We start from the raw sequence: 22072 nt of genomic DNA, 5'->3' as shown, positions 1-22072 counted from the left end.
CCAGTGTGTCGTCTACCCATACGTGACTGTACGCCCGAGAGCACCAAAAGTATTGCTTAGAATGGGCACAACCACTCTGCTTTTCACACTCATTATCGTTTCTTAAGGCCTCTCCGAAGACTAGTCTTGTTCTAAATTCCCAAAACCGTTTTGTACCCTCGGGTCGTACTCCAGTCTGTAATGACGTCCACCGACGAACGCGATGAGATTCGCGAATCGAAACGAGAACAGCTCATCTCCGAGCAGGACGGCGCGGAGTCCCCCGACGAACCGGTGCAGGTCGACGGCCCCGACCACTTCCAGGAACTCGTCGACACGTACGACGTGGCCCTCGTGGACTTCTACGCCGACTGGTGTGGCCCGTGTATCGCGCTCGGCGAGTACATCGGCGAGGTCGCCACGGAGACCGACGCCGCGGTGCTCAAAGTGAACGTCGACCAGCAGCAACAGCTCGCCGGACAGTTCGGCGTCCAGAGCATCCCCAACATGCTCGTGTTCAAAGACGGCGAACCGGTCCAGCGCCTCGTCGGCCTGAAGGACAAGAGCGAACTCGTCGCCGCGGTCGAAGCCGCGGCCTGAAGACAGTGACCGCTGCTCAGTAGCCGGACGGCAGGTCGTATTCTTCCTCGTACCCGCGGCCTGAAGACAGTGACCGCTGCTCAGTAGCCGGACGGCAGGTCGTATTCTTCCTCGTACCCGCGAACACCACGCTGTTCGCTGTCGGTCTGTTCGACGTAGAAGGTCACCAGATACGTCTGTGTGAACGCACTGAGCAGGACGGTCGAGGCGATACCCAACAGCACGAGGGCCACGAACGTCGCGACCGAGAGCCCACCGTAGAGCGACCCCGTGCCCATCGCCGCGCCCGTCGTGGCAGGGGCACTGGCGAACCCCTCGCCGGTCAGCTGTTCGTAGTAACGGGTGAGCACCAGCGCGACGGCCGCGCCCCCTGCGAACAGGGCGGGAAGCACCTTGATGACGGAGAACCCGACGACACTGGCGAGGTTGTCCGTCGCGAACCGATAGCTTCGTGTGAACGATTCGCCGATATCGGCGTCGTCGACGACGATCGCCGGCGCGTAGAACTGCAGCACCATCGAGATGGCGATGATGGCGAGGGCGATGACGGCGACGAACACGACGAAGAGACCCAGCCCGACGAGCCCTGCACTCCCAGCTGCGGCACTCACTCCGAATGCGAACACGCCGACGAACAGCGCGAGGAACATGGCCGCGATGCCGACCGCGACGAAGATGGCCGAATACAGCACCGTCGAGAGAAACAGCGTGAGATAGTGCTCCCTGACACCATCGACGAACGTCCCAAGCGAGGTGCTGTCGTTCATCCCCTCGTACGCCATCGAGAGGATGCCGGCGGTGAACAGGGGTGTGATCGCAAGCGTCGCGAAGCTATACAGCGACCCGGCGATGGTGAGCCCACTGTACTGGAGGACCTGCTGGGGGACCTGGACGAGCGCGAGACCGAGCGTCGCCACGAAGATGACCGGATTCCGTATCAACGACTGTCCGGCGTGTTTCGCAGCTGCGATAGCTCCCATACCGATACGGTTTGAAAGAAAACAGATAAAGACAACGATGCTTTGGTCAGTCGGTACTGCGACAACAGCAGGCAGCGGCGTCGTCAGGCCGACAGCACCCCGCTGGAATCACCACGATGGTCGGGGAACAGCCGTCGTCGGCCGATGCCGAACAGCAGTTCGACACTGTCTCGCAACAGCAGTTACAGTTGGGTCGTACCATGCGATTCGACGATGGCCCCGAATCGGTGTAAACAGGCCTGCAGACTCCCGGAACGGGTCCGAACTATCGCCGCCGAAAGTCGGCACCACCCATTTTGTGTGCACGGACCGAACACGGGCGACATGGACGACAGAGACGGCGAACCGGCGGTGGCTCGGGACGAGTCGCCGCCGACCGGTCTCGACTGGGAGACACGCTGGCACGCCATCCGACAGCTGCTCGGGCGGAAGTGGTCGTTCCACGTGGTCCGCCTGCTGAACGACGGCCCGCGCGGGTTCTCCGAGCTCGAATCCGAACTCGAGGGGATGACCGCGACCATGCTCTCCCGGCGGCTCGACGAACTGCAGTGCTCGGGGCTGGTGGAACGTCGCGTTCGGGCGACCTCGCCACCCTCGACGTCGTATCGACTCACCGCGGGCGGGGAACACGTGGCAACCGCGCTCCGGAGCCTGGAAGCCGCGACTGAGCAGGTCGAGTGTCCCACGGATGTGTGCCAGCCGGAAAGCGCGGGTGAATCGACGACTGCCGACCCGGTCTGTGACCCAGAATCGGTCGACTGCGCCTGTCTTTCGTAACAGTCGTAGTACTCCACCGCACCGTCTCGGATATGCGAGTCAGCGTCATCGGTGGGAGTTCTGTCGCGGACGAATCGTACGACCTCGCCGAGGAGGTCGGCTACCTCCTCGGCCAGCGGGGCCACACGGTCATCTGTGGGGGGCTGACCGGTGTGATGCGCGCCGTCGCCGAGGGGGCGAACAACGGCGGCGGCACGACCATCGGCATCCTGCCCGGCGAGAACTACGACGGCGCGAACGCTTACATCGACATCCCCATCGCGACCGGGATGGGCCACGCCCGGAACTCGATGGTCGCGATGAACGGTGACGCCGTCATCGCCATCGACGGGTCGTGGGGGACCCTCTCGGAGATCGCCCTCTCGAAGGTGTACGACCGTCCGGTCGTCGGCCTGAACACACACGACGTCCCGGGCCTCGACGAGGTCGAGACGGCCGAAGAAGCGGTCGAGTACGTCGAATCGAACCGGTAATCGCTCTCTCCTACTGCTCCGCCTCGAACACGTCGGCGTGGAGCGAGTCCGCGACGATGTCCATCAGCGTCTGGAGGTTACGGGTGTCGTCGCGGTTGTACTCGACGAGCGTGTCGAGCGCCTCCTGGCTCCCGCGCTCGTATTCGTTCCAGAGCCGGACCGCATCACGTCCCGAGATGTCCGGGCCGTCACGGGCGATGCCCACGTCCTTCTCGATGGTCTTCAGCCCGCCATCGAGCCCGATGCGCTTGCACGGGTACATGAGGTCGATGTGAGGCAGGTCGAGGTCCACGTCGAAGGAGGTCTCGAGGAACGGCACGTCGAAGCGCGCGCCGTTGAACGTCGCCATCAGCGCGGCGTCTTCGAACTGTTCACTGAGGGTCTCGGCGGTCAGGTCGTCGCCCTGGACCAGCGTTGTGGTCTCGTCGCCCTGGTGGAACGAGACGGTCGTCACACGGTCGCGTTCCTTCGACAGTCCGGTGGTCTCGATGTCGAAGAAGCAGGTCCGGTCACGGAAGTTCTCGTAGAGCCGCCAGCTCTCCTGGGTGGGGAACGCCTCGCCGAAGAACCTGGTGTCCTCGCGCGCAAGCCGGTCCCTCGCCTCGTCGATGAACGCCTCGATGCGGTCCGCCGTCGTCGGCCCGACGACCGACCCGTCGAAGTCGTCCCAGTGGGTCACCCCCGACCGCCACAGCTTTCGCTCCGTCTGCTCGCCCACACCCCGAACCGGGATGAAACTGTTCTCGATTCGCACAGGCGAACCTCGGCTGGGTTCGCCGAAAACCTGTCGTTCCGTGTGGCAGCCGACCCACCCTGTGCCCCTGCTCAGAGTCCCTCGAACTCGCGGACGCGCTGCTTCCACGCCTCGGGGAGTTCGCGCGATTCCCCGGCCTCAGCGTCGTAGGCGACCTGCACCGTGGTCGCGGTCGCCGCGACCTCGCCCGACGCGCGCACCTCGTACTCGAAGTGCAGCGTCGAGTTGCCGACCTCGGTGATGGCGATGGCGACCGAGACGTCGTCCTCCAGCGTGATGGGCCGGTGGTAGTCGATCTCCAGGTTGGCGATGACGCCGTCGAGCGCGTCGGTGTCGCCCAGTACTTCGGGGAGGTACTCCACCCGTGCCTCCTCGAGGTAGCTCACGTACACCGCGTTGTTCACGTGGCCCAGCAGGTCCACGTCGTTGTACCGTATATCGATATCGACGATGAAAGGGTCCTCGCGCATACCGGCCCTCCGCCGTCAGGGTACCTCGGCCTTTCGGAACCGGACGACCGCGACACGCCGTTCAGTCGTCGCTGCCGGTCAGGTACAGCGTCCGGTCGACGATCTGTATCATCGCGTCGACCCAGCTATCCAGCGATTCCGGGGTCGCACCGGGTATCTCGAGCACCAGGTCGCCGTCGTCCACGAGCACCTCCGCATGCCGGGTGTCCGCATCGTCGAGGTAGTTCCGGAGCTGGTACCGCAGGAGTCGCTCTCGCGCGCCCCCGAGGTCCAGGTCGTCGCCGGGCGTGAACCGGAGGGTCACGACCTCTCGCTCGGCCGTGGCGGTGACCTCGAACGCCTGCCCCGAGAGCGGGAAAGCGTAGCTGGTGTCGTCGAGTTCTTCCGTCGCCTGCTGGAGGGGCATCTCGCTCACGTCCGGTGAGATGCTGGTCCCTCCGACCTCCTGGGTCAACGAGTTCAACTCCTGGTTGACGAGGTCTGCGATGCCCCGGTCACCCGCGTCGTCGGCCTCTTCCTCGGATTCCGAATCGGGGGCCGAATCGGTCTCGGTGGGCACGTCAGGCTCGTCGTGCTCGCCGGTGTCGACCTCCGTCAGTGCCGTCGCTGCGGCGGCCTCGACCGATTCGACACCGTCGCTTGCTGCAACGGTCCCGCCGTCGGACGACGCGTGCGTCGTCCCGGAATCGTCGGCTGCGCCCACCGACTCGGATGGTTCGGTTTCGCCATCGTGCTCCGTGCGGGCTTCCTCGTCCGTGTCAGCCGTCCCTGGCTTGGTCAGCGGGGTCCGGTACCACGGCTCTTCGGCGTCGGTTTCGAAGCGGCCGACGTTGGAATCCCCGTCGGACGGAGTGGCCGACGCCTCCGGCGAGTCGAGTTGGGTGTCCACGTCGTCGGTTGGGTCCTCATCAGCAGGCTGCGCGTCGGTCTCTGCGGATTCGACTCCGTCTGGCGCGTCCTGTTTGCCGGTCTGGACAGCCTGCCCGCCGGTCGAGTCTCGACCGAAGCGCCGGTTCGTCCGTGCATCTCGGCCGAAATTCTGGACTGCTCTGGCGGCCGAGCGGTCGGGCCGGATCTCCTCGGCGGAATCGTCGTCGGTGTCGGTCGCGGTATCGCCATCGCCTTCCTCGGTGTCGGTGGCCCCGTCGTTCGCGACCGCAGTCTCGTCGCTGTCTTCTCCTGCTTCGGCTGCACCGCTGTCCACTTCGAGCCCGCCGACCGCTCCCTCGGCTCGGTCGGTCACGTCGGCCCCGGGGGACTCACTGGCTTCACCGTCGGAGACCTCCGCAGGGTCCTCGATTGCGGAGTCATTCGCGGCAGCTTCGTCGTCGGAATCACCAGCCACAGCCCCATCCTCGACAGGACCGTCATCCTCACCAGGCCTATCCTCGCCAGTCCTATCCTCGGTCGAGGCCGAATCGTCGCCCTGCTCGCCCTCGGTGTCGGCTTCGGTGGCTGCGTCGTCTGCGTCCTTCGCTCCGTCTGCGTCCTCCGCATCGTCAGCGTCCTTCGCTCCGTCTGCATCTTCCGCGTCGTCCTCGGCTTCGTCTGCGTCCTCCGCGCTCACGTCGCCGACCGTCGACGCGTCGAGACCGTGAGAGTCCGCCTCCTTCCGCGTCATGGTTCGGTCGGCTATCTGGAAGCTGCCGATGGGGCCGTCCGGTGACCACTGTGACTTCCCGGTCCGACCCACTGAGGCACCGACCGACCGTCGGCTGGGGGCTCCGACCCCGATTGAGTTGTGGGTTCTGCCCGGGTCAGAAGCCCGAGTGCTCGACCGAGCTCCGAACGGAGACTGCGCGTTCATCGCCTGTCCGTGGGGCGCGTTCTGCCGGCCCGCGACACCGCCGAAATCGCCCTGCGGGTACTCCGACTGGGCACTCCGCGCACCCTCGAACTGCTTCTGCTGGGCGGCGGCAACCTCGCTCATCCGGTCGTGGATGCGAGTGAGAGTCCCGTCCACCTTTCCGAGGTCTTCGTCAACGTCGTCTTCCAGCGAATCGATCTTCTCTGCGACGTCACGCAGGGCCAGGGCGATGTCCCAGGCCACCACGACGCCGAGGAAGATCAGCATGAGGAGGACGGTGACGGCGATACTCGCCAACAGTTCCACCGAGGCTTCGACCATAGGTACTTCTTATCACGCGTACGAGGAGTCTCGACATAGTGGTTCGCTCGATATCGAGCACTGTAACGTACATAAAGGACGCTCGCGAACGGTCGTGCGACCCCACCGACACCGCGAGAAACGGTTATACCACGACTCTGCTTAGCACGTGGTATGAGCGAATCTGATGGCCGCGAGGACGTTCACGCTGGAGACAACGAGGAGTCGGGTGACGTGGAGTCGCCGTCGGAACCGGTTCACGTCGAGAGCGAGAGTCACCTGCAAGAGCTGGTCGCCGAGCACGACGTGGTCCTCGTGGACTTCTACGCCGACTGGTGTGGCCCGTGCAAGATGCTGGAGCCGGTCGTCGCCGAGATCGCCGAGGAGACCGCCGGTGTGGTCGCCAAGGTCGACATCGACGAACTCCAGTCGCTCGCCCAGGGAGAGGGTATCCGCGGTGTTCCGACGCTGTTCCTCTACGCTGACGGCGAACTCGTCGAGCGACTCGTCGGCGTGCAGGAGAAGTCGACGCTCGTCGACCTCATCGAAGCGAACGCGTAAGGAGCAGCCGGTCCCCCATGCACCTCCGCCGGCCTAGAGCGGAATCCAGCCGCTGTCGGCGTCGCGGTCCCGGAGGTGCCAGCGTTGTTCGAGCGTCTCGGTCTCCTCGTCACGGCGAACCTCGACGACGGCATCGAACAGGGGTTCGAGTAGCCTGACGTAGTCGCTGTCACGGTCGAGTGGCAAGTGGAAGTGGCCCATCCCTTGCTCCTGCCTGATGCGGGACGTGACCATGTGGAGAAGGCGGAAGACGTTCTGTGATTTGTGTTCGCGAAGGAGCGGTGTGACCGAGTCGAAACAGAGTCGCAACTCCCCCGGTGTGGGGTCGTCCTCGGCGAGGTCGTCGATGGCGTCGATGACCTCGGTGCCGAGCGTGCTCAGGAGCTCCGGGCGGACGATGGTCTCGTCCACGTCCGGGCCGACTGCTGGGCTGGACGAGGTCCCGTCCTCGGTCACCTGGCTGACGAGTTTCGTGCTGCCGACGGTGGCGGCATCCGGGCCGTGGCCGCAGCTCTCGTTGTCGAGGGTATACACGTAGAGGCGCTGGCGTGGCTCGTCGCCGTCGTCACCCATGAGTCGGCGGCAGGCACCCTTGTGTGCCTGCGAACTCGTGCGACCGACCAGGAGGATGCTGCTCCCATCCTCCTTGAGCGCCGACAGTGTCTGGGCGAACGCCGTGGACTCCGGGACGCCCCCGCCGTGCTCGGTCCTCATTCTTTCACAAAAGACGAAATAGTATATAATAAATATTGTGGCTGGCGGTTTAGGATAATAACCCGTCATCGTCCGAACCTCCGCGTTTCTAGATGGTGTGCGTACTTCCGGCAATGTTGGACCAGTGTCATCTTCCGCGATGAATCGGCCCGTTCGACCTGTCTCGCCGATGGCACTGCACGAAACCCGGCAGTCCGTGGGCCGGGGTCGCCTGTCGTGCAGTTTTTGTCGCATACGCGAGAACGAGACAGTATGAGCGATTCCCCGGACGACCGCGAGCTGGCAGACGACGCTGCAGCGCTCGCCCGAGAACTCCGCGAGTTACGTGCCGAACTCGACCGCCGTGGCCCCCGTCCTCCCCGTGGCCCGCTCGGTATCCCTCGGCCCCCCACACCGCGGGAGTTCATGGAGTTCGCGGACGAGGTCGCCATCCCTGCCACCATCGCCATCCTCGAGACCAACATCAAGCTCCTCGAGGCGCTCCAGCGGGCCATCCGGCTCGCAGAGGGCGGTCGCCGGGCCAGCGAGCGCGGCCGGAAAGCCGGTGACTCTGCACGCTCCCGCGCGGAATCCGTCAGCCGCGAGACCCTGAGCCGGGTCAGCGACGCCCTGACCGAGCTCCAGTCCGTCCTCGAAGGCACCGAACTCCCCGAGAACGAGACGGCCGCGGGCATCCTCGAAGAAGCCCGGTCGCTGCGCGAGGAGATACAGCGCGAGATTAGCGGGGCTCGACGCGAGGACCACTCGCTCGACGAGTACGACTCGCGCAGGGACGACGGTGACTCCACGGACGCAGCCGACGTCCACGACGGGACGGAATCCGCCGGTGCAGACGGGACACAGGACCCGGACGCAGACGAGACGGACGAACCTATCGAGATAGACGTCGACGCCGAACTCGAGACGCTGAAAGAACGGTACGGGAACGACGACGACGAAGCGACCGCCGATGGGGAGGACACCGGGGGCGACAGTCCCTCCCACACAGACGAAGCAGTCCACCCCGACGACGCAGCCCACCCCGACGACGCAGACCTCCCCGACGCCGCCGGCGACGCCTCAGACGGGGCCGACAGCAACGATACCGAGGACTCACCCGACGGCGGGAGCCCCGGCGAGGGTGACGAGAAGCGCTGAGACTCACGCTGGCACTGCTGTAGACCGCCCTGGAGGCCGAGTTCGGGCGACTGCTCCTCAAGGCAGAATCCGGGCGACTACTCCCCGGCGATATCGGGATTCCGGCGGTCGTCTCCGAGCAGGCAGGCATCGCAGACGTGCCGGCCCTGCCGGAGTACGTCACCGCAGAGTACGTCACCGGGCAGGTCTCGGCCTGACCTGCACCGGCCGCGACCGGTGGCGTGTGCGACCTGCGACCCGTACTGTGCGCGCACAAACCAGATACCCCAGGAGACCGTCTATAATGGTATGAACCCAGCAGAGCTGACTGTCCTCGTCGCCGGTGCGAGCGGCGGAACCGGCCGCGAACTCCTCGACGTGCTCCTCGATGCGGGCATCAGAGTCCGCGCGCTCACCCGTTCACCACAGACGGTCGAGACCCTACGAATCCAGGGCGCAGACGAAGTCGTGGTCGGCGACCTGCTGTACCCCGACGACGCCGCGATGGCCGTCGAGGGGGTCGATGCGGTCATCTGTGCCGTCGGGACCGCACCGGGGCCGAAGCTGTTCCTCGGCGGCGACCTCGTCGACGGCGAGGGCGTCATCAACCTCGTCGATGCGGCCGCCGAGGCGGGTGTCGAGCGGTTCGTCTACGAGTCGTCCATCGGTGTCGGCACCTCGGAGCCGAAGATGCCGTTCCCGTTCAGACTGCTCCTCGGTCGGGTACTGGACGCAAAGGACCGATCCGAGCGCCACCTGTGCCAGTCCGGACTGGCGTACACCATCCTGCGACCCGGCGGGCTGACTAACGCGCCTGCGCGAGGTGACGTCCTCGTCGGTGAGGGCGGCGACACCGTCTCTGGGACCATCCCTCGCAGGGACGTGGCCGAGATAATGGCCGCCGCGCTGTTCACGCCGGAGACCGAGAACCGCACCTTCGAGATCGTGAGCCGTCGGGGGGCTCGCGGAACGCCGCGGCGGCTCGTCGATATCGACTGGCAGGTCCCGAAACCGACGTTCGTACAGAAGTAGTCGTGCTCTCGGGTGGTGTCCAGGATGCCGCGACGCAGACTCGATTCCTGGACTCGACCACCCCGGGTTGACCGACCGGACTCGACCGGTCAGACCGGGTCGAACCGGTACCCGTCCCAGTCCTGGCTGGCGGGCTCGCGGATGCCCGCTTCCGGGTCGCGGAGTTCGTCCACGTACACCGGCTCGACCGTGTCACCGGTCTCGACCTCGTCGGTCGTGAGCTGGCCGATGGCGCGGACCGACTGGCCGTCGACGTCGAACTCGACGATGGCGAGCGGGTTCGGGGCGCGGACGCCCGGCGGCGTGGCCGCGCTGACCGTCCACGTGATTATCTCCGCGGTGTACTCGCTCAGGTCGACCGTGCCGACCGGTTCCTGATCGCCCGGGCCGATCGGGTGGCCGGGGTACTGAATCGTTCCGTCCTCGTACTGGTAGGCGTCCATCGTCATTGTGCTGCCTCCATGATGGTGGTGATGACGCAGTTCCCGAAGCCACCGACGTTACACGCCAGCGCGACCTCGGCGTCGTCGATCTGTCGCTCGTCGGCGTCGCCGACGACCTGTTTGTATATCTCGTAACCCTGTGCGACCCCGCTGGCCCCGAGGGGGTGGCCCTTCGATTTGAGGCCGCCGGAGGTGTTGATCGGCAACTCCCCGTCCATCTCGGTGTAGCCCTCCTCGACGAGTTCCCACGCCTCACCCTGCCCGGCGAAGCCGAGGCCTTCCATCTGGAGGAATTCGAGGATGGTGAACATGTCGTGGAGTTCGGCCACGTCGACGTCGTCGGGGGTGAGCCCGGCCATCTTGAAGGCCTGCTTCCCGCTCTCGACGACGCCGCCCATGACCGTCGGGTCCTCGCGCTGGTGGACCACGTGGGTGTCCGTCGCGCCTGCGACGCCGGAGACGATGGCGTATTCGTCGGTGTACTCGCGGGCGACCGACTCCGGACAGAACATCAGGGCCGCGCTCCCGTCCGTGATGGGACAGAAGTCGTAGAGCCGGAGCGGGTCGGCGACGATGGGCGATTCCATGACCGTCTCGACGTCGACCTCCTTGCGGAACTGGGCGTGTGGGTTGGCCAGTCCGTTCTTGTGGTTCTTCACGGCGACCTTCGCGAGCGACTCGCGGGGTGCGTCGAACTTCTCCAGGTAGTGTCGCGCGGTCAACCCGGCGAAGCTCGGCAGCGTGAGCCCGTGTTTGTACTCGGTCGGGTGGGTGATGGAGGCGATGACGTCCGTCGCTTCCTCGGTCGTCTTGTGTGTCATCTTCTCCCCGCCGACGAGCAGCGTCATGTCCGACGCCCCCGAGGCGACCGACTGCCACGCGGCGTACATGCCGGCACCGCCAGACGACGAGGTCTGGTCGACGCGCTGGGTGTACGCCGGGAGCAGGTCGAGGTCCTGCGCGAGAGCGTTCATGATGCCCGTTACACCCTCGAACTCCCCGCTGGCCATGTTCGAGACGAGGAGGTGGTCGACGTCGTCGGGGTCGACCCCCGCGTCGTCGAGACACTCCTCGCCCGCCTGCGAGAGCAACTCCTGTATCCACGCGTCACGCTTCCCGAACTGGGTCATCGACGCGCCGATGACTGCTACGCGTTCCATACTCGTCGTGTCTCAGTGCAACGATTTAGTGCTTTGCCACCTCGGGATTTCTGCCCGTGTCAGCGATGGTTTCTCACGGGAACAGATGCTTGAGTGATAATGGTGGCCGGAGCAGACTTCGCCACGATTCGCTGAATGGATGGTCGCGACTGGACGGCACAAATCGAGGTTCACCAACACCCACACACCACTATTGCAAGTGAACGGCCAGTGCGCTGCGTGCAGTTCGTTCACTCTGCGGACGCGGTGCAGTGGACGAATCCTCGTCGACTCGAAAGATGCGATGGAGTGGACGATTCGAGCGGGACGGTGGCATCGACAGGCCAGCTTGCCTTACCACGTCTGCACGCTCCGAACGGCGGGGCCGACCGAGACCCCTGTTGCGGAGAGCCACCCGCTCACTCGGGTCAACCGCGTTGGCCTACTGTGTTCGATCACGTGGCTCACTGAGTTCGACCCCATGGCTCATTGAGTTCGATTACGTGGCTGACTATCGAGTACCCATCCGTTTCGCCACCCTCGGCTCGCCGGACCCCCACCACCGATGCACGTGAACCGGTGGAACCCATGACCGCGCTACACACCTCCTACCAGCCACACACACCACTATTGCAAGTGAACCGGTCCATCGAGACAGGGTCCCCCCACCACCGTTGCAAGTGACTGTGCCGGCACGCGAGGTTCGGTCGATGGGGAGAGAGACACCACTGTTGCAAGTGAATGGCGGTGTGGGGGAGGGGGGTGCCGGGAGAGAGACACCATCGTTGCAAGTGAACTATTCCCGACACGGTTCGAGTGGTGAGTGACACACAGACACCACTGTTGCACGTGAAGCGGTGAAGAAGGGTGGGTGGGGAGGGGTACTGAGGTGGGCGAGTGTGGGTTGCTACCATACGCTCTCGATTATTCCTCCTTGCTTTGAGAGACGAAGTTGGGAATAGACGCATTCAGAAGCGCTCGTGTTGCCATCTTCACTTGCAATAGTGGTGTGTGTTCGGGCCGGAGAAACACGAGAATACTGATTCAGTAGGCCAGACAGGTCAGGAACTCGGACGACTATGACGCATCAGCTGTCCTCCACCGGTACCACTACCCGAACATGTCGTCGCTTCACGAGAAACGGTGGTGTGTTGTTCTACTACTAGACTCTCTCACTCTAGTTTCACATGAAAAAGTGGTGTCTGTGTGTCTGTGTTTTGTGCTAGCACACTGCGCAGTGACGACCGTGTAAATTCACATGAAACACTTGAATCACTTGCAATGGAGGTTCTTTTATACCCGGAGTGACACCCGGTTGGTATGCGCCGGTTCGAGCGCAAGCGCGCCATCTTCGCGAACAAAGACGCCCTGCGGGAGAGCTACCAGCCCGACCGCATCGAAGAGCGTGACGAAGAGATCGAGGCGTACATGGACGCGCTCCAACCGGTTATCGACGGATGGGAACCGAACAACATCTTCCTCTACGGGAACACAGGAGTCGGCAAGACCGCGGTCACCGAGTACCTGATGAACCTGCTGCAGGAGGACGCGGACGACTACGAGGACATCGACCTCTCGGTCATCAACCTCAACTGCAAGCCCCTGTCCTCCTCGTACCAGGTCGCGGTCGAACTCGTCAACGAACTCCGCCCGGACGGCGCGGAGATATCCACGACGGGTTACCCCCAGCAGACCGTGTTCAACAAGCTCTACGACGAACTCGACGAGCTGGGCGGGACCATCCTCCTCATCTTCGACGAGATAGACTCCATCGGCGAGCGAGACGAACTCCTCTACGAGCTTCCACGCGCTCGCTCGAAGGGCGACCTCACCGAGGCGAAGGTCGGAATCATCGGCATCTCGAACGACTTCAAGTTCCGCGACCAGCTCGACCCCCGCGTGCAGGACACGCTCTGTGAGCGCGAACTGCAGTTCCCGCCGTACAACGCCCAGGAGCTGAACAACATCCTCTCCTCGCGCGCGGACATCGCATTGCGCGACGGGACCTACGACGATGCGGTCATCCGACTGTGTGCCGCGCTCGCCGCCAAGGACCGCGGGTCGGCACGACAGGCGCTCGACCTGCTCCTCCTCGCCGCCGAGCAGGCCGAGAACGCCGACGACGACACGGTCACCGAGACCCACGTCGAGGAGGCCCGCCACGTCCTCGAACGCGAGCGTGTCGAGGAGGGAATCCGGCAACTGACCCAGCACGGGCATCTCACCCTGCTCGCGGTCGTCTCCATCGCCGCCGAGGGCGACACCCCCGAGCGTTCCCGGGCCATCTACAACCGGTACCTCGACATCTGCGACGGGTACGGCGTCGACAGTCTCGCCCAGCGGTCGGTCCACAACCACCTCTCCGACCTCCGGATGCTCGGCATCCTCACCGCGCGCGAGAACCGCTCCGGGTCGCGCGGGAACTTCTACTCGTACGAACTCGACGTCCCCCTGGAGTCCGCGCTCACCGCACTGGAGGACGAACTCGACATGCAAGAGCGGTTCTCGGACCTCCGGACGGTCGCGAACCTGAACGGCATCCGGTGACCGCCCAGCAGCCCATCAGGTCGATGACCGACCAGCAGCCCGTCAGGTCGATGACCGACCAGCAGCCCGTCAGGTCGATGACCGACCAGCAGCCCATCAGGTAGCCGTCCTCCACACCATACCCCATCGAAGCTATGCTCTCGCTACCCGTGAGTGAGCCATGAATCGACGCCGGTTCCTCGCGCTGGCTGCCGCGACGAGCGTCGCGGGGTGCAGCCAGGGTGGGCCCAGCACCGACGCCCAGACGACCGACAGACCGACTGCCACCGGCACCGAGACGGCGGTGCAGACGGCCACGCCAGGGACTACCGACGCGACCCCGGATGAGGCGACGCCCGAGGACGAACCGGTCTCGCGGTCCCTCCGGCAGGACCAGACGAACTACGGCGTCGCTCTCTCCCCACGAAGCTACTCGGGCGAGGACTTCACCGAGTTCTTCGACCGGGCGAGCGAGGCCGGGACCCTGGTTCGCTCGGGCGGGCCGTGGGCAGAACTCGGAACCCCCGAGAGTGGCGGGACCGCGGTCGCACAACTCGCCGGAGAGTTCGGCTACACCCCGGTCGTGGAGGTGAACGTCTTCGCCGGTTCGTCGGGCGAACTGAACCGGCCATTGACCGAGGAGACCATCGAGGAGAACGTCGAACTCGCCCGCGCCTTCGCCATCGAGCACCGCCCTGCCTTCCTCGGCCTCGGCGTCGAGGTGGATACCTTCTACCGAGAGAACCCCGACGCCTTCCAGCGCTACGTGACGCTCGTCGAGGTCGCCGCGCAAGCGGTGAAGGACGCTGTCCCGGAGACCACGGTCGGTATCGGCTTCCAGCTGGAACGCCTTCGGGGACTCCGCGGCGGTATCTTCGGCGGCGAGAACGACCCGGACGACGCGAACTGGGAACTCCTCGACTTCTTCCCCAGCGTGGACGTGCTCACGTTCACGACGTTCCCCGGAATGATCTACACGGACCCCGCCGACATCCCGGACGACTACTACACGAGTGTCTTCGACCGTGCTGACCGGCCGGTCGGCATCACCGAAACGGGGTGGACGGCCGAGACCGTCGTCTCGGGCTGGGAGAGTTCGGAGGCGAAACAGGCCAGGTACGTCGAGCGACTGTTCGAGTTGACAGCCGACGTGGACCTCGCGCTCGCCATCTGGTCGTTCGTGTACGACCAGCCCGGCACCCCGACGGCGTTCGAGACGATGAGCCTTCGGCGGCCGGACGGCTCCCCTCGTCCAGCGTGGGACGCCTGGGTCGACGGTGTCGCGTCGGCCGGGAACCGAGTTGGCACTCTCGAAGAGACCGGCTCGTCGATGATACGCGACTGAAAAGACGTGCGACGTTCGCCGTCGGATGACGGCAGCGACCGGACGAGTGGTGCGTCCCTGTGTGGCCTAGAGGTCCATCCCACCGTTCACGTCGATGACCTCACCCGTGATGTACGACGAGTTCGTGCTGGCGATGTAGCCCACGAGATGGGCGATGTCCTCGATCTCCGCGAACCGGCCCAGCGGGATCTGGGAGACGATGCGGTCTTTGACGTTGTCCGGGACCTCTTCGAGCATATCCGTCCGGGTGAACCCGGGAGCGACACAGTTCGCGGTCGACCCGCCGGAGGCGAGCTCGATGGCGATGGTCCGGGTGAACCCGAACATGCCGGCCTTCGCGGCGGCGTAGTTCGCCTGGCCGAAGTTCCCCTGTTTCCCCACGATGGACGAGATGTTGATGAGACGCCCCTCGGAAGCCTCCCAGATGTCGTCGTAGAAGGTCTTCGTGCAGTTGAACATCCCACCGAGATTGACGTCCATCACCTGGTCCCACTCCTCGCGGGACATGTTCACGAAGCGTGTGTCCTTCGTGATTCCGGCGTTGTTGATGAGCACGTCGATGGGACCGAAGGCCTCGTGTGCCTGTTCGCGCATGGCCTCGACCTCGTCGAGACTGGTCACGTCGGCCTGCGACGTGATGGCCTGGCCACCGAGGCTTTCGATGTGGTCGACGACCTCGTCCGCGCCGCCGCCCGACGAGCGATAGTTCACGACGACGTTCGCACCCTGACTTCCGAGATGCTCTGCGATTCCAGCTCCAATACCGCGTCCTGCGCCTGTTACGACGCACGTGCGTCCGTCCATTGACATATATGAGTACCTCGCGGAGACGGCGACAGGTGACATCTGGGCTTGTGTATGCAAGCTCGAGACCTGAGCCGTCCGTCCGTGGGAGAACTGTCGTAGAAAAGCACCTTAAGTATTCCTCAGTAATTAATGGTACCAACCGTCACCCCCGGCGGCGGTCAGTGATGGATCAGACCGCCAACCGGAGTGGCCCCGGTCGGGGGAGCCCCGGTATCCCGGTCGACCCGCTGTATCACTCAGCGAGGTCTGTCGCCTGGGCGATCCAGTCCTGGACGCGCTCCGGGTTGACGTCGGTCTCGGCCGCGAGCTCGTCGGCGTCAGCGGCCGCGAGCGCTGCGATGGACTCGATACCTGCCTTGCGGAGGCGCTCGGCGTACGACGGGCCGATGCCGTCGATGACCTCGAGGTCGGGTTCGTCGGTCCCCTCGACCTCGATTTCGACGGACTCGTCCTCGGTGGACTCGGCTTCGGTGGCCTCCTCTTCGGCCAGTTCGTCGGCGATGGCTTCCGCGTCGGCCTCGGCGGTGTCCTCGACCATGCGCTCCTCGAACCACTCGCAGACGTCCGGCCACAGTTCGGCGTGGCTCCGCGAGGAGACGGACATACCGATGTGTCCGGTCGGGAACTCGAGGATTGTCTTGTCGTCGCTCGGTACCGCGTCGTTGAACGGCTTGGACGCTGTCGGCGGGATGAGGTGGTCGTACTCCGCGACGATCTGGAGCACCGGCATCGTGATGTTGTCGATGTCGACGTGCTCGCCACCGAGGTAGAGCTCGTTCTCGTAGAGCTTGTTGTCCTGGTAGACGTCGCTGATGAACTGGTTGTACGTCTCCCCGGCCACGTCGATACCGTCACCGAGCCACTCCTCCATACGGGCGAAGTTCTCGATGAAGTCCTGGTCCTCGACGTTCTCGTAGAGGCGGACGTACTTGGTCACGTAGTTCTGGACCGGGTCCATCAGTGCGAACCCGATGTCGAGGAACTCCGCGGGCACGTTGCCGAAGGTGTCTGTGACCTTCTCCGGGTCGTAGTAGTCCTCGCCACCCCACAGTTCGAGCACGCCGGCATCGCCGGCGAAGCAGAGCCCCGCGGCCATGAGCGCGAGCGTGTGGACCTTCTCGGGGTGGAGCGCGGTGTACATGGTCGACATCGTACCGCCCATGCAGTAGCCGAGGATGTTGATCGAGTCCTGGCCGGAGCGCTCGCGGACCTCGTCGACGCAGTTGTCGATGTAGCGGTTGACGTAGTCGTCGAGGGTGAGCGAGCGGTCGAGGTTCGACGGCTCGCCCCAGTCGATCATGTACACGTCGAAGCCGTTGTCGAGCAGGGTCCGGATGACCGACCGGTCGGGCTGGAGGTCCAGGATGTACGGCCGGTTGATGAGCGCGTACACGATGAGGATGGGCACGTCGTGCTGTTCCTCGGTGCGGGACTCGTAGTGGAGCAGCTTCAGCTTGTTCTCCTCGTAGACGACCTCGCTGGGCGTCTGGCCGACCTCGACCTCCTGGAAGGTCTCGGCGCTTTCGGGGGCGTTCTTGGCCTTGTCGGCGAGTTCGGCGGCGTTCTCCCACGCCTTCCGCTGGATGTCGAGTGTCGCTGCGAACGGGTTCTGCATCTTACTCCTCCAGGTGCTCCAGGACGCGGTCGAGCTTCTGTTCGACGGCGTGCTGGCGGCGTTCGAGTTCGACGAGACGGTCGCCGATCTCCTCGACGTCGCCTTCGGTCGCGAAGCCGAGCGTGTGGAGGGTGTCTTCAGCAGCCTCGTCGGCCTGCTGTTGCATCTCGAGCATCTGACCGACCGAGGAACCGGTCCAGGCGGCGAAGGCGGTCGTATCCATGACCTCCTTGAACGCCTTGTTGGCGGTGTTGAGCCAGATGTCACGGAACTCCTCGAACTCGACGTCCTCGCCCTCCATGGAGTCGTTCGCGCGCTCGACCATCTGGTCGGCGGCTTCCATCCACGCCTCGTAGGCGCGCTTGTAGCCCTCGACGCCGTCGCCGAAGTCCATCTCACCCATCCCCTCGCCGTCGACAGTCTGTGACCACTGCTCGACGAACTCGGCCTGGGCTTCCATGTTCTTCTCCATCGCATCGAAGAACTGCTCGTTCATTCGCGCGACGAAGTCGTTCCAGTCTGTCGGTACCGCGGCTTCGGGGTATGAATCTGTCATTGTCGGAAAGATTGGGTTGGTTGGTTATAAAAGGAACCGTCGATTCAGGCGGTGACGTCCTCGGCGACGTCCTCGAGGTTGCCCTCCATGCGCTCGTGGGCGTCGAGGAAGTTGTCGAACGAGGTGTCGACGGCGTCGGCGTAGCTGTCAGCGTAGTCGTCGAACGCCTTGGTTCCTTCCTTCATCGCGTCGAGGGTAGCGTCCATCATCTGGACCTGGCTCTCGGAGAGCGCGTCGTACTGGTCGTCGAGGGCGGCCTCGAACTCCTCGAAGTCGACGCTGCCTTCCGGCATCATCGACTCGACGGCGTCGAAGTAGGCGTGGACGGCCTTCTTCGAGAGGTCGGTGTTCTGCTCGGAGAGCTTCTGGAAGTTCTCCATCGAGTCGGCCACCTGGTGGACGGCCTCTTTCTGGGCCTCGATGGCGTCGTGTGTTGCTTTCTGGCTCTGCTCGAGCATGGCGCGCTGCATCTGGAATACGGGCTTCATCGGGTTCTGGAATTGGGTTTCACTCATTGGAATCACGTTCTTGGCGTTTGACCGGGATGACGATTGTCTGGACGATATCGCCTTCCCCGATGTCGAGCGCTTCACGCTCTGCGTCGGGGATGCTGATGCGCCCACCGCTCTGGACACGCGTTTTGAACATCGCGGTACCGCGGCTCATCGCCGTCAGGTCGGACATCGTGTCCGACGCGCCAGCGTCCGCCGTGAAGAACTGCTTCCACAGCTCCTGCGGCGAGCCCATCATCTGCTCTCCTGCCTCCTGCATCTGCTCTTGCATCTGCTGCATGAAGAAGGGCGACCAGGGCATCTTCGGCGATTCGTCCGTCATCAACAGAACATATTACGGCGGAGCACTTAAGGTTTCCGCTGAGAACCATTCAATACCAACGAGAACCAATCAATGGTAGAGATGACAGCGTATTCCCCAACAGGGCTATACCACAAAATGACCGAAAATGGACGGCTCAGCGACCGGAGAGGCAAAGGAGTCATAATTACCTGCGTACTACGGAGGCTAGAATGAGCGAACGAACTAGCGACGCCACATCCCCCCTCACTGCGATGGCGAGCGCGTGGACACAATTCGCGGAAAGCGCGTTCAAGGGTGCCACCGCAGCCAATCGAGCTGCGTTCGCGGCGTTCAACCCCGCAACCGCCACGCGGACGCGGGCCAGGCATGACGACACGGAGATACTCGAGAGCACCATCCCCTCCCTCGGCTACGAGGAGGCGGGCTGGACCTTCGAACGGACCGTCGACAACCCGGCGGACCTGACCGTCGGCGACCACGTGCAGTTCTCGAAGGTCATCGACGAAGACGACGTCCGGGAGTTCGCCAACGCGAGCGGCGACACGAACCGACTCCACCTCGACGAGGAGTTCGCCAAGGGAAGCCGGTTCAAGGGACGGATCGTCCACGGCACGCTCGCGGCCGGGCTCATCAGCGCGGCCCTCGCGCGCCTGCCGGGCATGACCATCTATCTGTCCCAGGACGTGGAGTTCCAGGCACCGGTCCGCATCGGTGACCGCCTCACCGCGACCGTCGAAGTGCTCGAAGTGCTGGGTAACGGCCAGTACCGGCTCTCGACCATCGTCGAGGACGTGAGCACGGACACGATCATCATCGATGGGGAAGCGGTCGTCCTCATCGACGAGATGCCGTCCGAGTGACGGCCGCTCTCGCCCGTTCGTAGTCCTCCCTGACCCACACTCTCCCCGGATACTGTCAGTGGAACGTTTACTCGAAACGTCGTTAAATTTTATAAAATAGCACTGTCGGTAGATTTAAAATTATTCTCTGTGCAGTGAGTGTTAATGTCGCACGGGCATGACAAACGAGGACATGACGCACAGCGTTCGACCAGACGGCGATTCCTGCGCGCCGCCGGGGCCACAGCGCTCGGTGCCGGGCTCACCACGGCCGCATCGGGCACCGCGGCCGCGGCCACGTTCCCGCACGTCTCCACGCGCGGGCATTACGACATCACCTGGTACGGCTCGGTCTACCTCACCGGCGGGCACACCGAGTGGGACTACGACATCCGCGGCTCGATTCCCGGCTGGGACACGGCCGCGCCCGAGGAACTGCTCGTCCACGTCCACGGCTGGCGGAACGACTCGGACAGCGCCGTCCAGGGGTTCCGCGAGTCGAAGACATCGCTCCGGAACAACGGGTATCCACACCCGGTCATCGGGTTCTCGTGGGACTCCGACTCCAGCGTCTTCGGCTGGTGGGATTCGACGGAGATCGCCGAGGAGAACGGGAAGAAGCTCGCCAACTTCATCTACCAGTACCGGAACCGCAACCCGGACACGCGTGTCCGACTCATCGCGCACTCGCTGGGCGCGCGGGTCGCCCTGCGCTGTATCGAGGTGCTGAACGCCTCAGGCGTCACGGACTACATCGACTCGCTCTCACTGCTCGGCGGTGCCGCCGACAACGACGCGGTCTCGACCGGCGGGCGCTACGGGCCGGACATCGCGAGCGCGGTCGGGCAGGTTGACAACTTCTGGAAGGACGAGGACGACGTGCTGAACTGGGCGTACACGACAGCGGAGTGGGACTCTGCCGTGGGTGAAGAGGGCTGTGAGGGCACCGAACCGGGCAACTACGACGACCACAACGTCGACTACGTCCCCAGCCACTTCGACTACTACAAGCCGGACGTCGGCTGCATCCCGGACGTGGTCGCGCAGTGGTGAGGTCGGTCTGAACCGTCGCGGATTCCCCTTCCTGCTGGCGATTTCTTCCCACGAGCAACCGCATGTCGAGCGGCCGCACACCCGCTATCGACCGGGATAGACAAGCTTTTAGGCTGCCCTAAACACAGCCACTAACAACGAATGACTGAGGATTGTTGCGTCATCGTCCCCACCATCAGGGAGTACGAGTGCATGCGTGCGTACATCGAGAACGCACACGACCACGGCTTCGACACCGACCGACTCCACGTCGTCCTCGTGACCGAGGACTTCTGTGACACCGACGAGATGCAGGCGATGCTCGACGACCTCGACGTCTCCGGCCGCGTCTTCGACGAGTCCGACCGCGAGGAGTGGTACGCCGAACAGGGCATCTCCGAGTACAGTCACCTCGTCCCCGCGGCGAGTCACGCCCAGACCTCGTTCGGATTGCTCTACCTGTGGGCGAACGACTTCGAGTTCGGCGTCTTCATCGACGACGACACGCTCCCCCACGACGACCAGGACTTCTTCGGACAGCACCTCGCGAACCTCCAGTACGAGGGCGAGGTCGAGTCCGTCAGCTCCGACGAGCAGTGGGTCAACGTCCTCTACCAGAGCGACCACGACCTCTACCCGCGGGGGTACCCCTACGCGGCGATGCACGAGGATATCGAGACCGGTACCGAAGAGGTCTCGAACGTCGTCGCCTCGCAGGGCCTCTGGACGAACGTCCCGGACCTCGACGCGGTCCGCATCCTGATGGACGGCGACCTGCAGGGGCAGGCCCAGACCCGGACCGTGACCGAGGATTTCGACCGTAACTTCGTCGCGGCCCGCCGCAACTACCTCACCGTCTGCTCCATGAACCTCGCCTTCCGCCGCGAGGTCGTCCCGGCGTTCTACCAGACGCCGATGGACGACAACCCGTGGGAGGTCGGCCGCTTCGACGACATCTGGTCGGGCGTCTTCCTCAAGCGTGCCTGCGACGTGCTCGGCGGCCGCATCCTCAACGGGTTCCCGCTGTGCGAGCACAACAAGGCCCCGCGTTCGACGTTCGACGACCTGCACAACGAGGTCGCCGGCCTCGAACTGAACGAGCACTTCTGGGAGGTCGTCGACCCCGTCGGCGACGACGCCGACACCTACGCCGAGGTCATGGACGCGATGGCGACCGCCCTCGCGGAGGGTGACTTCGACGCGTACCAGAACGGCGACTTCCTCAACCACGTCGGCGAGTACTGCCTCGACTGGCTCGACTGCCTCGACGAACTCGCCGCGGTCCCGGGCCACGAACCTGCTGCGGTCCCTGCAGACGACTGATTCTCATGGCACGAAAACACGACACCGAATCGGCAGCTATAAATGGTTTAGGGCGGCCTAAAACTAAG

23 protein-coding genes are annotated in these 22072 nt (G+C 64.3%); 11 read left to right on the top strand and 12 right to left on the bottom strand.

Annotated elements, in window-relative coordinates:
• Positions 1–180 precede the first annotated feature (180 nt).
• Positions 181–579 (top strand): thioredoxin family protein, encoded by a 399-nt coding sequence (locus ACSC1S_RS07660; RefSeq protein ID WP_435318268.1) that lies wholly within the window; start codon positions 181–183, stop codon positions 577–579.
• An 80-nt stretch (positions 580–659) separates the two neighbouring features.
• On the opposite strand, the gene ACSC1S_RS07655 is transcribed toward ACSC1S_RS07660, so the two are convergent.
• The gene (locus tag ACSC1S_RS07655) at positions 660–1559 is read right to left on the bottom strand and encodes a DUF7847 domain-containing protein (protein ID WP_435363816.1); all 900 of its coding nucleotides are present in this window, start codon (positions 1557–1559) and stop codon (positions 660–662) included.
• A gap of 324 nt (positions 1560–1883) precedes the next feature.
• Here ACSC1S_RS07655 and ACSC1S_RS07650 point away from each other — a divergent pair, with 324 nt between their 5' ends.
• Both ACSC1S_RS07650 and ACSC1S_RS07645 read left to right on the top strand, forming a co-directional pair.
• Complete coding sequence (locus ACSC1S_RS07650) at positions 1884–2336, top strand: winged helix-turn-helix transcriptional regulator (RefSeq protein ID WP_435363815.1); 453 nt, start codon at positions 1884–1886, stop codon at positions 2334–2336.
• 32 nt (positions 2337–2368) lie between these two features.
• Positions 2369–2809, top strand: a complete 441-nt coding sequence (locus ACSC1S_RS07645) for a TIGR00725 family protein (RefSeq protein WP_435363814.1) — start codon at positions 2369–2371, stop codon at positions 2807–2809.
• A 10-nt stretch (positions 2810–2819) separates the two neighbouring features.
• On the opposite strand, the gene ACSC1S_RS07640 is transcribed toward ACSC1S_RS07645, so the two are convergent.
• The 3 genes from ACSC1S_RS07640 to ACSC1S_RS07630 all read right to left on the bottom strand — a co-directional run bounded on the left by ACSC1S_RS07640 (position 2820) and on the right by ACSC1S_RS07630 (position 6161).
• The gene (locus ACSC1S_RS07640; RefSeq protein WP_435363813.1) at positions 2820–3563 is read right to left on the bottom strand and encodes a ribonuclease H-like domain-containing protein; all 744 of its coding nucleotides are present in this window, start codon (positions 3561–3563) and stop codon (positions 2820–2822) included.
• A 71-nt stretch (positions 3564–3634) separates the two neighbouring features.
• Positions 3635–4033 (bottom strand): acyl-CoA thioesterase, encoded by a 399-nt coding sequence (locus ACSC1S_RS07635; RefSeq protein WP_435363812.1) that lies wholly within the window; start codon positions 4031–4033, stop codon positions 3635–3637.
• Positions 4034–4094: 61 nt separating this feature from the next.
• Positions 4095–6161, bottom strand: a complete 2067-nt coding sequence (locus tag ACSC1S_RS07630) for a hypothetical protein (RefSeq protein ID WP_435363811.1) — start codon at positions 6159–6161, stop codon at positions 4095–4097.
• A gap of 153 nt (positions 6162–6314) precedes the next feature.
• Here ACSC1S_RS07630 and trxA point away from each other — a divergent pair, with 153 nt between their 5' ends.
• Positions 6315–6701: a thioredoxin gene (trxA, locus tag ACSC1S_RS07625; RefSeq protein ID WP_435363810.1), complete on the top strand. Its 387-nt coding sequence runs from the start codon at positions 6315–6317 to the stop codon at positions 6699–6701.
• Positions 6702–6734: 33 nt separating this feature from the next.
• On the opposite strand, the gene ACSC1S_RS07620 is transcribed toward trxA, so the two are convergent.
• Complete coding sequence (locus ACSC1S_RS07620; RefSeq protein WP_435363809.1) at positions 6735–7415, bottom strand: DUF7504 family protein; 681 nt, start codon at positions 7413–7415, stop codon at positions 6735–6737.
• Positions 7416–7667: 252 nt separating this feature from the next.
• Between ACSC1S_RS07620 and ACSC1S_RS07615 the strand changes: the two genes are divergently transcribed.
• A complete protein-coding gene (locus ACSC1S_RS07615; RefSeq protein WP_435363808.1) occupies positions 7668–8552 on the top strand; it encodes a DUF7547 family protein in 885 nt (294 codons plus the stop codon).
• Positions 8553–8840: 288 nt separating this feature from the next.
• Positions 8841–9563: an SDR family oxidoreductase gene (locus tag ACSC1S_RS07610; protein ID WP_435363807.1), complete on the top strand. Its 723-nt coding sequence runs from the start codon at positions 8841–8843 to the stop codon at positions 9561–9563.
• An 89-nt stretch (positions 9564–9652) separates the two neighbouring features.
• Here the strand turns inward: ACSC1S_RS07610 and ACSC1S_RS07605 are convergent, their stop codons facing one another.
• A complete protein-coding gene (locus ACSC1S_RS07605; protein ID WP_435318256.1) occupies positions 9653–10012 on the bottom strand; it encodes a PhlB family protein in 360 nt (119 codons plus the stop codon).
• Positions 10009–11166, bottom strand: coding sequence for a thiolase family protein (locus ACSC1S_RS07600; RefSeq protein WP_435363806.1), 1158 nt, complete (start codon positions 11164–11166; stop codon positions 10009–10011). The genes ACSC1S_RS07605 and ACSC1S_RS07600 overlap by 4 nt, the downstream gene beginning before the upstream one ends.
• Positions 11167–12465: 1299 nt before the next feature.
• Here ACSC1S_RS07600 and ACSC1S_RS07595 point away from each other — a divergent pair.
• Positions 12466–13692 carry an orc1/cdc6 family replication initiation protein gene (locus ACSC1S_RS07595; RefSeq protein WP_261651208.1) on the top strand — a complete coding sequence of 409 codons (1227 nt, stop codon included), beginning with the start codon at positions 12466–12468 and terminating at the stop codon, positions 13690–13692.
• A 160-nt stretch (positions 13693–13852) separates the two neighbouring features.
• The gene (locus ACSC1S_RS07590; protein ID WP_435363805.1) at positions 13853–15016 is read left to right on the top strand and encodes a hypothetical protein; all 1164 of its coding nucleotides are present in this window, start codon (positions 13853–13855) and stop codon (positions 15014–15016) included.
• 66 nt (positions 15017–15082) lie between these two features.
• Here ACSC1S_RS07590 and fabG read toward each other — a convergent pair whose 3' ends face one another.
• The 5 genes from fabG to ACSC1S_RS07565 all read right to left on the bottom strand — a co-directional run bounded on the left by fabG (position 15083) and on the right by ACSC1S_RS07565 (position 18828).
• Positions 15083–15826 (bottom strand): 3-oxoacyl-ACP reductase FabG, encoded by a 744-nt coding sequence (fabG, locus tag ACSC1S_RS07585; protein WP_435363804.1) that lies wholly within the window; start codon positions 15824–15826, stop codon positions 15083–15085.
• A 229-nt stretch (positions 15827–16055) separates the two neighbouring features.
• Positions 16056–17438, bottom strand: a complete 1383-nt coding sequence (gene phaC / locus ACSC1S_RS07580; RefSeq protein WP_435363803.1) for a class III poly(R)-hydroxyalkanoic acid synthase subunit PhaC — start codon at positions 17436–17438, stop codon at positions 16056–16058.
• Position 17439: 1 nt separating this feature from the next.
• Positions 17440–17994 (bottom strand): poly(R)-hydroxyalkanoic acid synthase subunit, encoded by a 555-nt coding sequence (locus tag ACSC1S_RS07575; protein ID WP_435363802.1) that lies wholly within the window; start codon positions 17992–17994, stop codon positions 17440–17442.
• A 44-nt stretch (positions 17995–18038) separates the two neighbouring features.
• Positions 18039–18509, bottom strand: coding sequence for a hypothetical protein (locus tag ACSC1S_RS07570; RefSeq protein WP_435363801.1), 471 nt, complete (start codon positions 18507–18509; stop codon positions 18039–18041).
• Positions 18502–18828 (bottom strand): AbrB/MazE/SpoVT family DNA-binding domain-containing protein, encoded by a 327-nt coding sequence (locus tag ACSC1S_RS07565; protein WP_261651202.1) that lies wholly within the window; start codon positions 18826–18828, stop codon positions 18502–18504. The genes ACSC1S_RS07570 and ACSC1S_RS07565 overlap by 8 nt, the downstream gene beginning before the upstream one ends.
• Positions 18829–19019: 191 nt before the next feature.
• On the opposite strand from ACSC1S_RS07565, the gene ACSC1S_RS07560 reads away from it, so the two are divergent.
• The 3 genes from ACSC1S_RS07560 to ACSC1S_RS07550 all read left to right on the top strand — a co-directional run bounded on the left by ACSC1S_RS07560 (position 19020) and on the right by ACSC1S_RS07550 (position 22004).
• A complete protein-coding gene (locus ACSC1S_RS07560) occupies positions 19020–19670 on the top strand; it encodes a MaoC family dehydratase (RefSeq protein ID WP_435318249.1) in 651 nt (216 codons plus the stop codon).
• 144 nt (positions 19671–19814) lie between these two features.
• Positions 19815–20702 carry a DUF726 domain-containing protein gene (locus tag ACSC1S_RS07555; RefSeq protein WP_435363800.1) on the top strand — a complete coding sequence of 296 codons (888 nt, stop codon included), beginning with the start codon at positions 19815–19817 and terminating at the stop codon, positions 20700–20702.
• 141 nt (positions 20703–20843) lie between these two features.
• Positions 20844–22004 (top strand): alpha-1 4-glucan-protein synthase, encoded by a 1161-nt coding sequence (locus tag ACSC1S_RS07550; protein ID WP_435363799.1) that lies wholly within the window; start codon positions 20844–20846, stop codon positions 22002–22004.
• Positions 22005–22072 lie beyond the last annotated feature (68 nt).

This window comes from Haloarchaeobius pelagicus, assembly GCF_051207375.1.
In the GTDB taxonomy this organism is placed as follows: Archaea; Halobacteriota; Halobacteria; order Halobacteriales; family Natrialbaceae; genus Haloarchaeobius.
The sequence above is the reverse complement of the archived record's forward strand: the minus strand, read 5'-3'. Positions and strand labels throughout refer to the sequence as shown.

Excerpts from the sequence above, each read along its gene's own strand:
- ACSC1S_RS07660 (WP_435318268.1), top strand. The coding sequence starts at position 181 with ATGACGTCCACCGACGAACGCGATGAGATTCGCGAATCGAAACGAGAA.
- ACSC1S_RS07655 (WP_435363816.1), bottom strand. The coding sequence starts at position 1,559 with ATGGGAGCTATCGCAGCTGCGAAACACGCCGGACAGTCGTTGATACGG.
- ACSC1S_RS07650 (WP_435363815.1), top strand. The coding sequence starts at position 1,884 with ATGGACGACAGAGACGGCGAACCGGCGGTGGCTCGGGACGAGTCGCCG.
- ACSC1S_RS07645 (WP_435363814.1), top strand. The coding sequence starts at position 2,369 with ATGCGAGTCAGCGTCATCGGTGGGAGTTCTGTCGCGGACGAATCGTAC.
- ACSC1S_RS07635 (WP_435363812.1), bottom strand. The coding sequence starts at position 4,033 with ATGCGCGAGGACCCTTTCATCGTCGATATCGATATACGGTACAACGAC.
- ACSC1S_RS07630 (WP_435363811.1), bottom strand. The coding sequence starts at position 6,161 with ATGGTCGAAGCCTCGGTGGAACTGTTGGCGAGTATCGCCGTCACCGTC.
- trxA (WP_435363810.1), top strand. The coding sequence starts at position 6,315 with ATGAGCGAATCTGATGGCCGCGAGGACGTTCACGCTGGAGACAACGAG.
- ACSC1S_RS07620 (WP_435363809.1), bottom strand. The coding sequence starts at position 7,415 with ATGAGGACCGAGCACGGCGGGGGCGTCCCGGAGTCCACGGCGTTCGCC.
- ACSC1S_RS07615 (WP_435363808.1), top strand. The coding sequence starts at position 7,668 with ATGAGCGATTCCCCGGACGACCGCGAGCTGGCAGACGACGCTGCAGCG.
- ACSC1S_RS07610 (WP_435363807.1), top strand. The coding sequence starts at position 8,841 with ATGAACCCAGCAGAGCTGACTGTCCTCGTCGCCGGTGCGAGCGGCGGA.
- ACSC1S_RS07605 (WP_435318256.1), bottom strand. The coding sequence starts at position 10,012 with ATGACGATGGACGCCTACCAGTACGAGGACGGAACGATTCAGTACCCC.
- ACSC1S_RS07600 (WP_435363806.1), bottom strand. The coding sequence starts at position 11,166 with ATGGAACGCGTAGCAGTCATCGGCGCGTCGATGACCCAGTTCGGGAAG.
- ACSC1S_RS07595 (WP_261651208.1), top strand. The coding sequence starts at position 12,466 with ATGCGCCGGTTCGAGCGCAAGCGCGCCATCTTCGCGAACAAAGACGCC.
- ACSC1S_RS07590 (WP_435363805.1), top strand. The coding sequence starts at position 13,853 with ATGAATCGACGCCGGTTCCTCGCGCTGGCTGCCGCGACGAGCGTCGCG.
- fabG (WP_435363804.1), bottom strand. The coding sequence starts at position 15,826 with ATGTCAATGGACGGACGCACGTGCGTCGTAACAGGCGCAGGACGCGGT.
- phaC (WP_435363803.1), bottom strand. The coding sequence starts at position 17,438 with ATGCAGAACCCGTTCGCAGCGACACTCGACATCCAGCGGAAGGCGTGG.
- ACSC1S_RS07575 (WP_435363802.1), bottom strand. The coding sequence starts at position 17,994 with ATGACAGATTCATACCCCGAAGCCGCGGTACCGACAGACTGGAACGAC.
- ACSC1S_RS07570 (WP_435363801.1), bottom strand. The coding sequence starts at position 18,509 with ATGAGTGAAACCCAATTCCAGAACCCGATGAAGCCCGTATTCCAGATG.
- ACSC1S_RS07565 (WP_261651202.1), bottom strand. The coding sequence starts at position 18,828 with ATGACGGACGAATCGCCGAAGATGCCCTGGTCGCCCTTCTTCATGCAG.
- ACSC1S_RS07560 (WP_435318249.1), top strand. The coding sequence starts at position 19,020 with ATGAGCGAACGAACTAGCGACGCCACATCCCCCCTCACTGCGATGGCG.
- ACSC1S_RS07555 (WP_435363800.1), top strand. The coding sequence starts at position 19,815 with ATGTCGCACGGGCATGACAAACGAGGACATGACGCACAGCGTTCGACC.
- ACSC1S_RS07550 (WP_435363799.1), top strand. The coding sequence starts at position 20,844 with ATGACTGAGGATTGTTGCGTCATCGTCCCCACCATCAGGGAGTACGAG.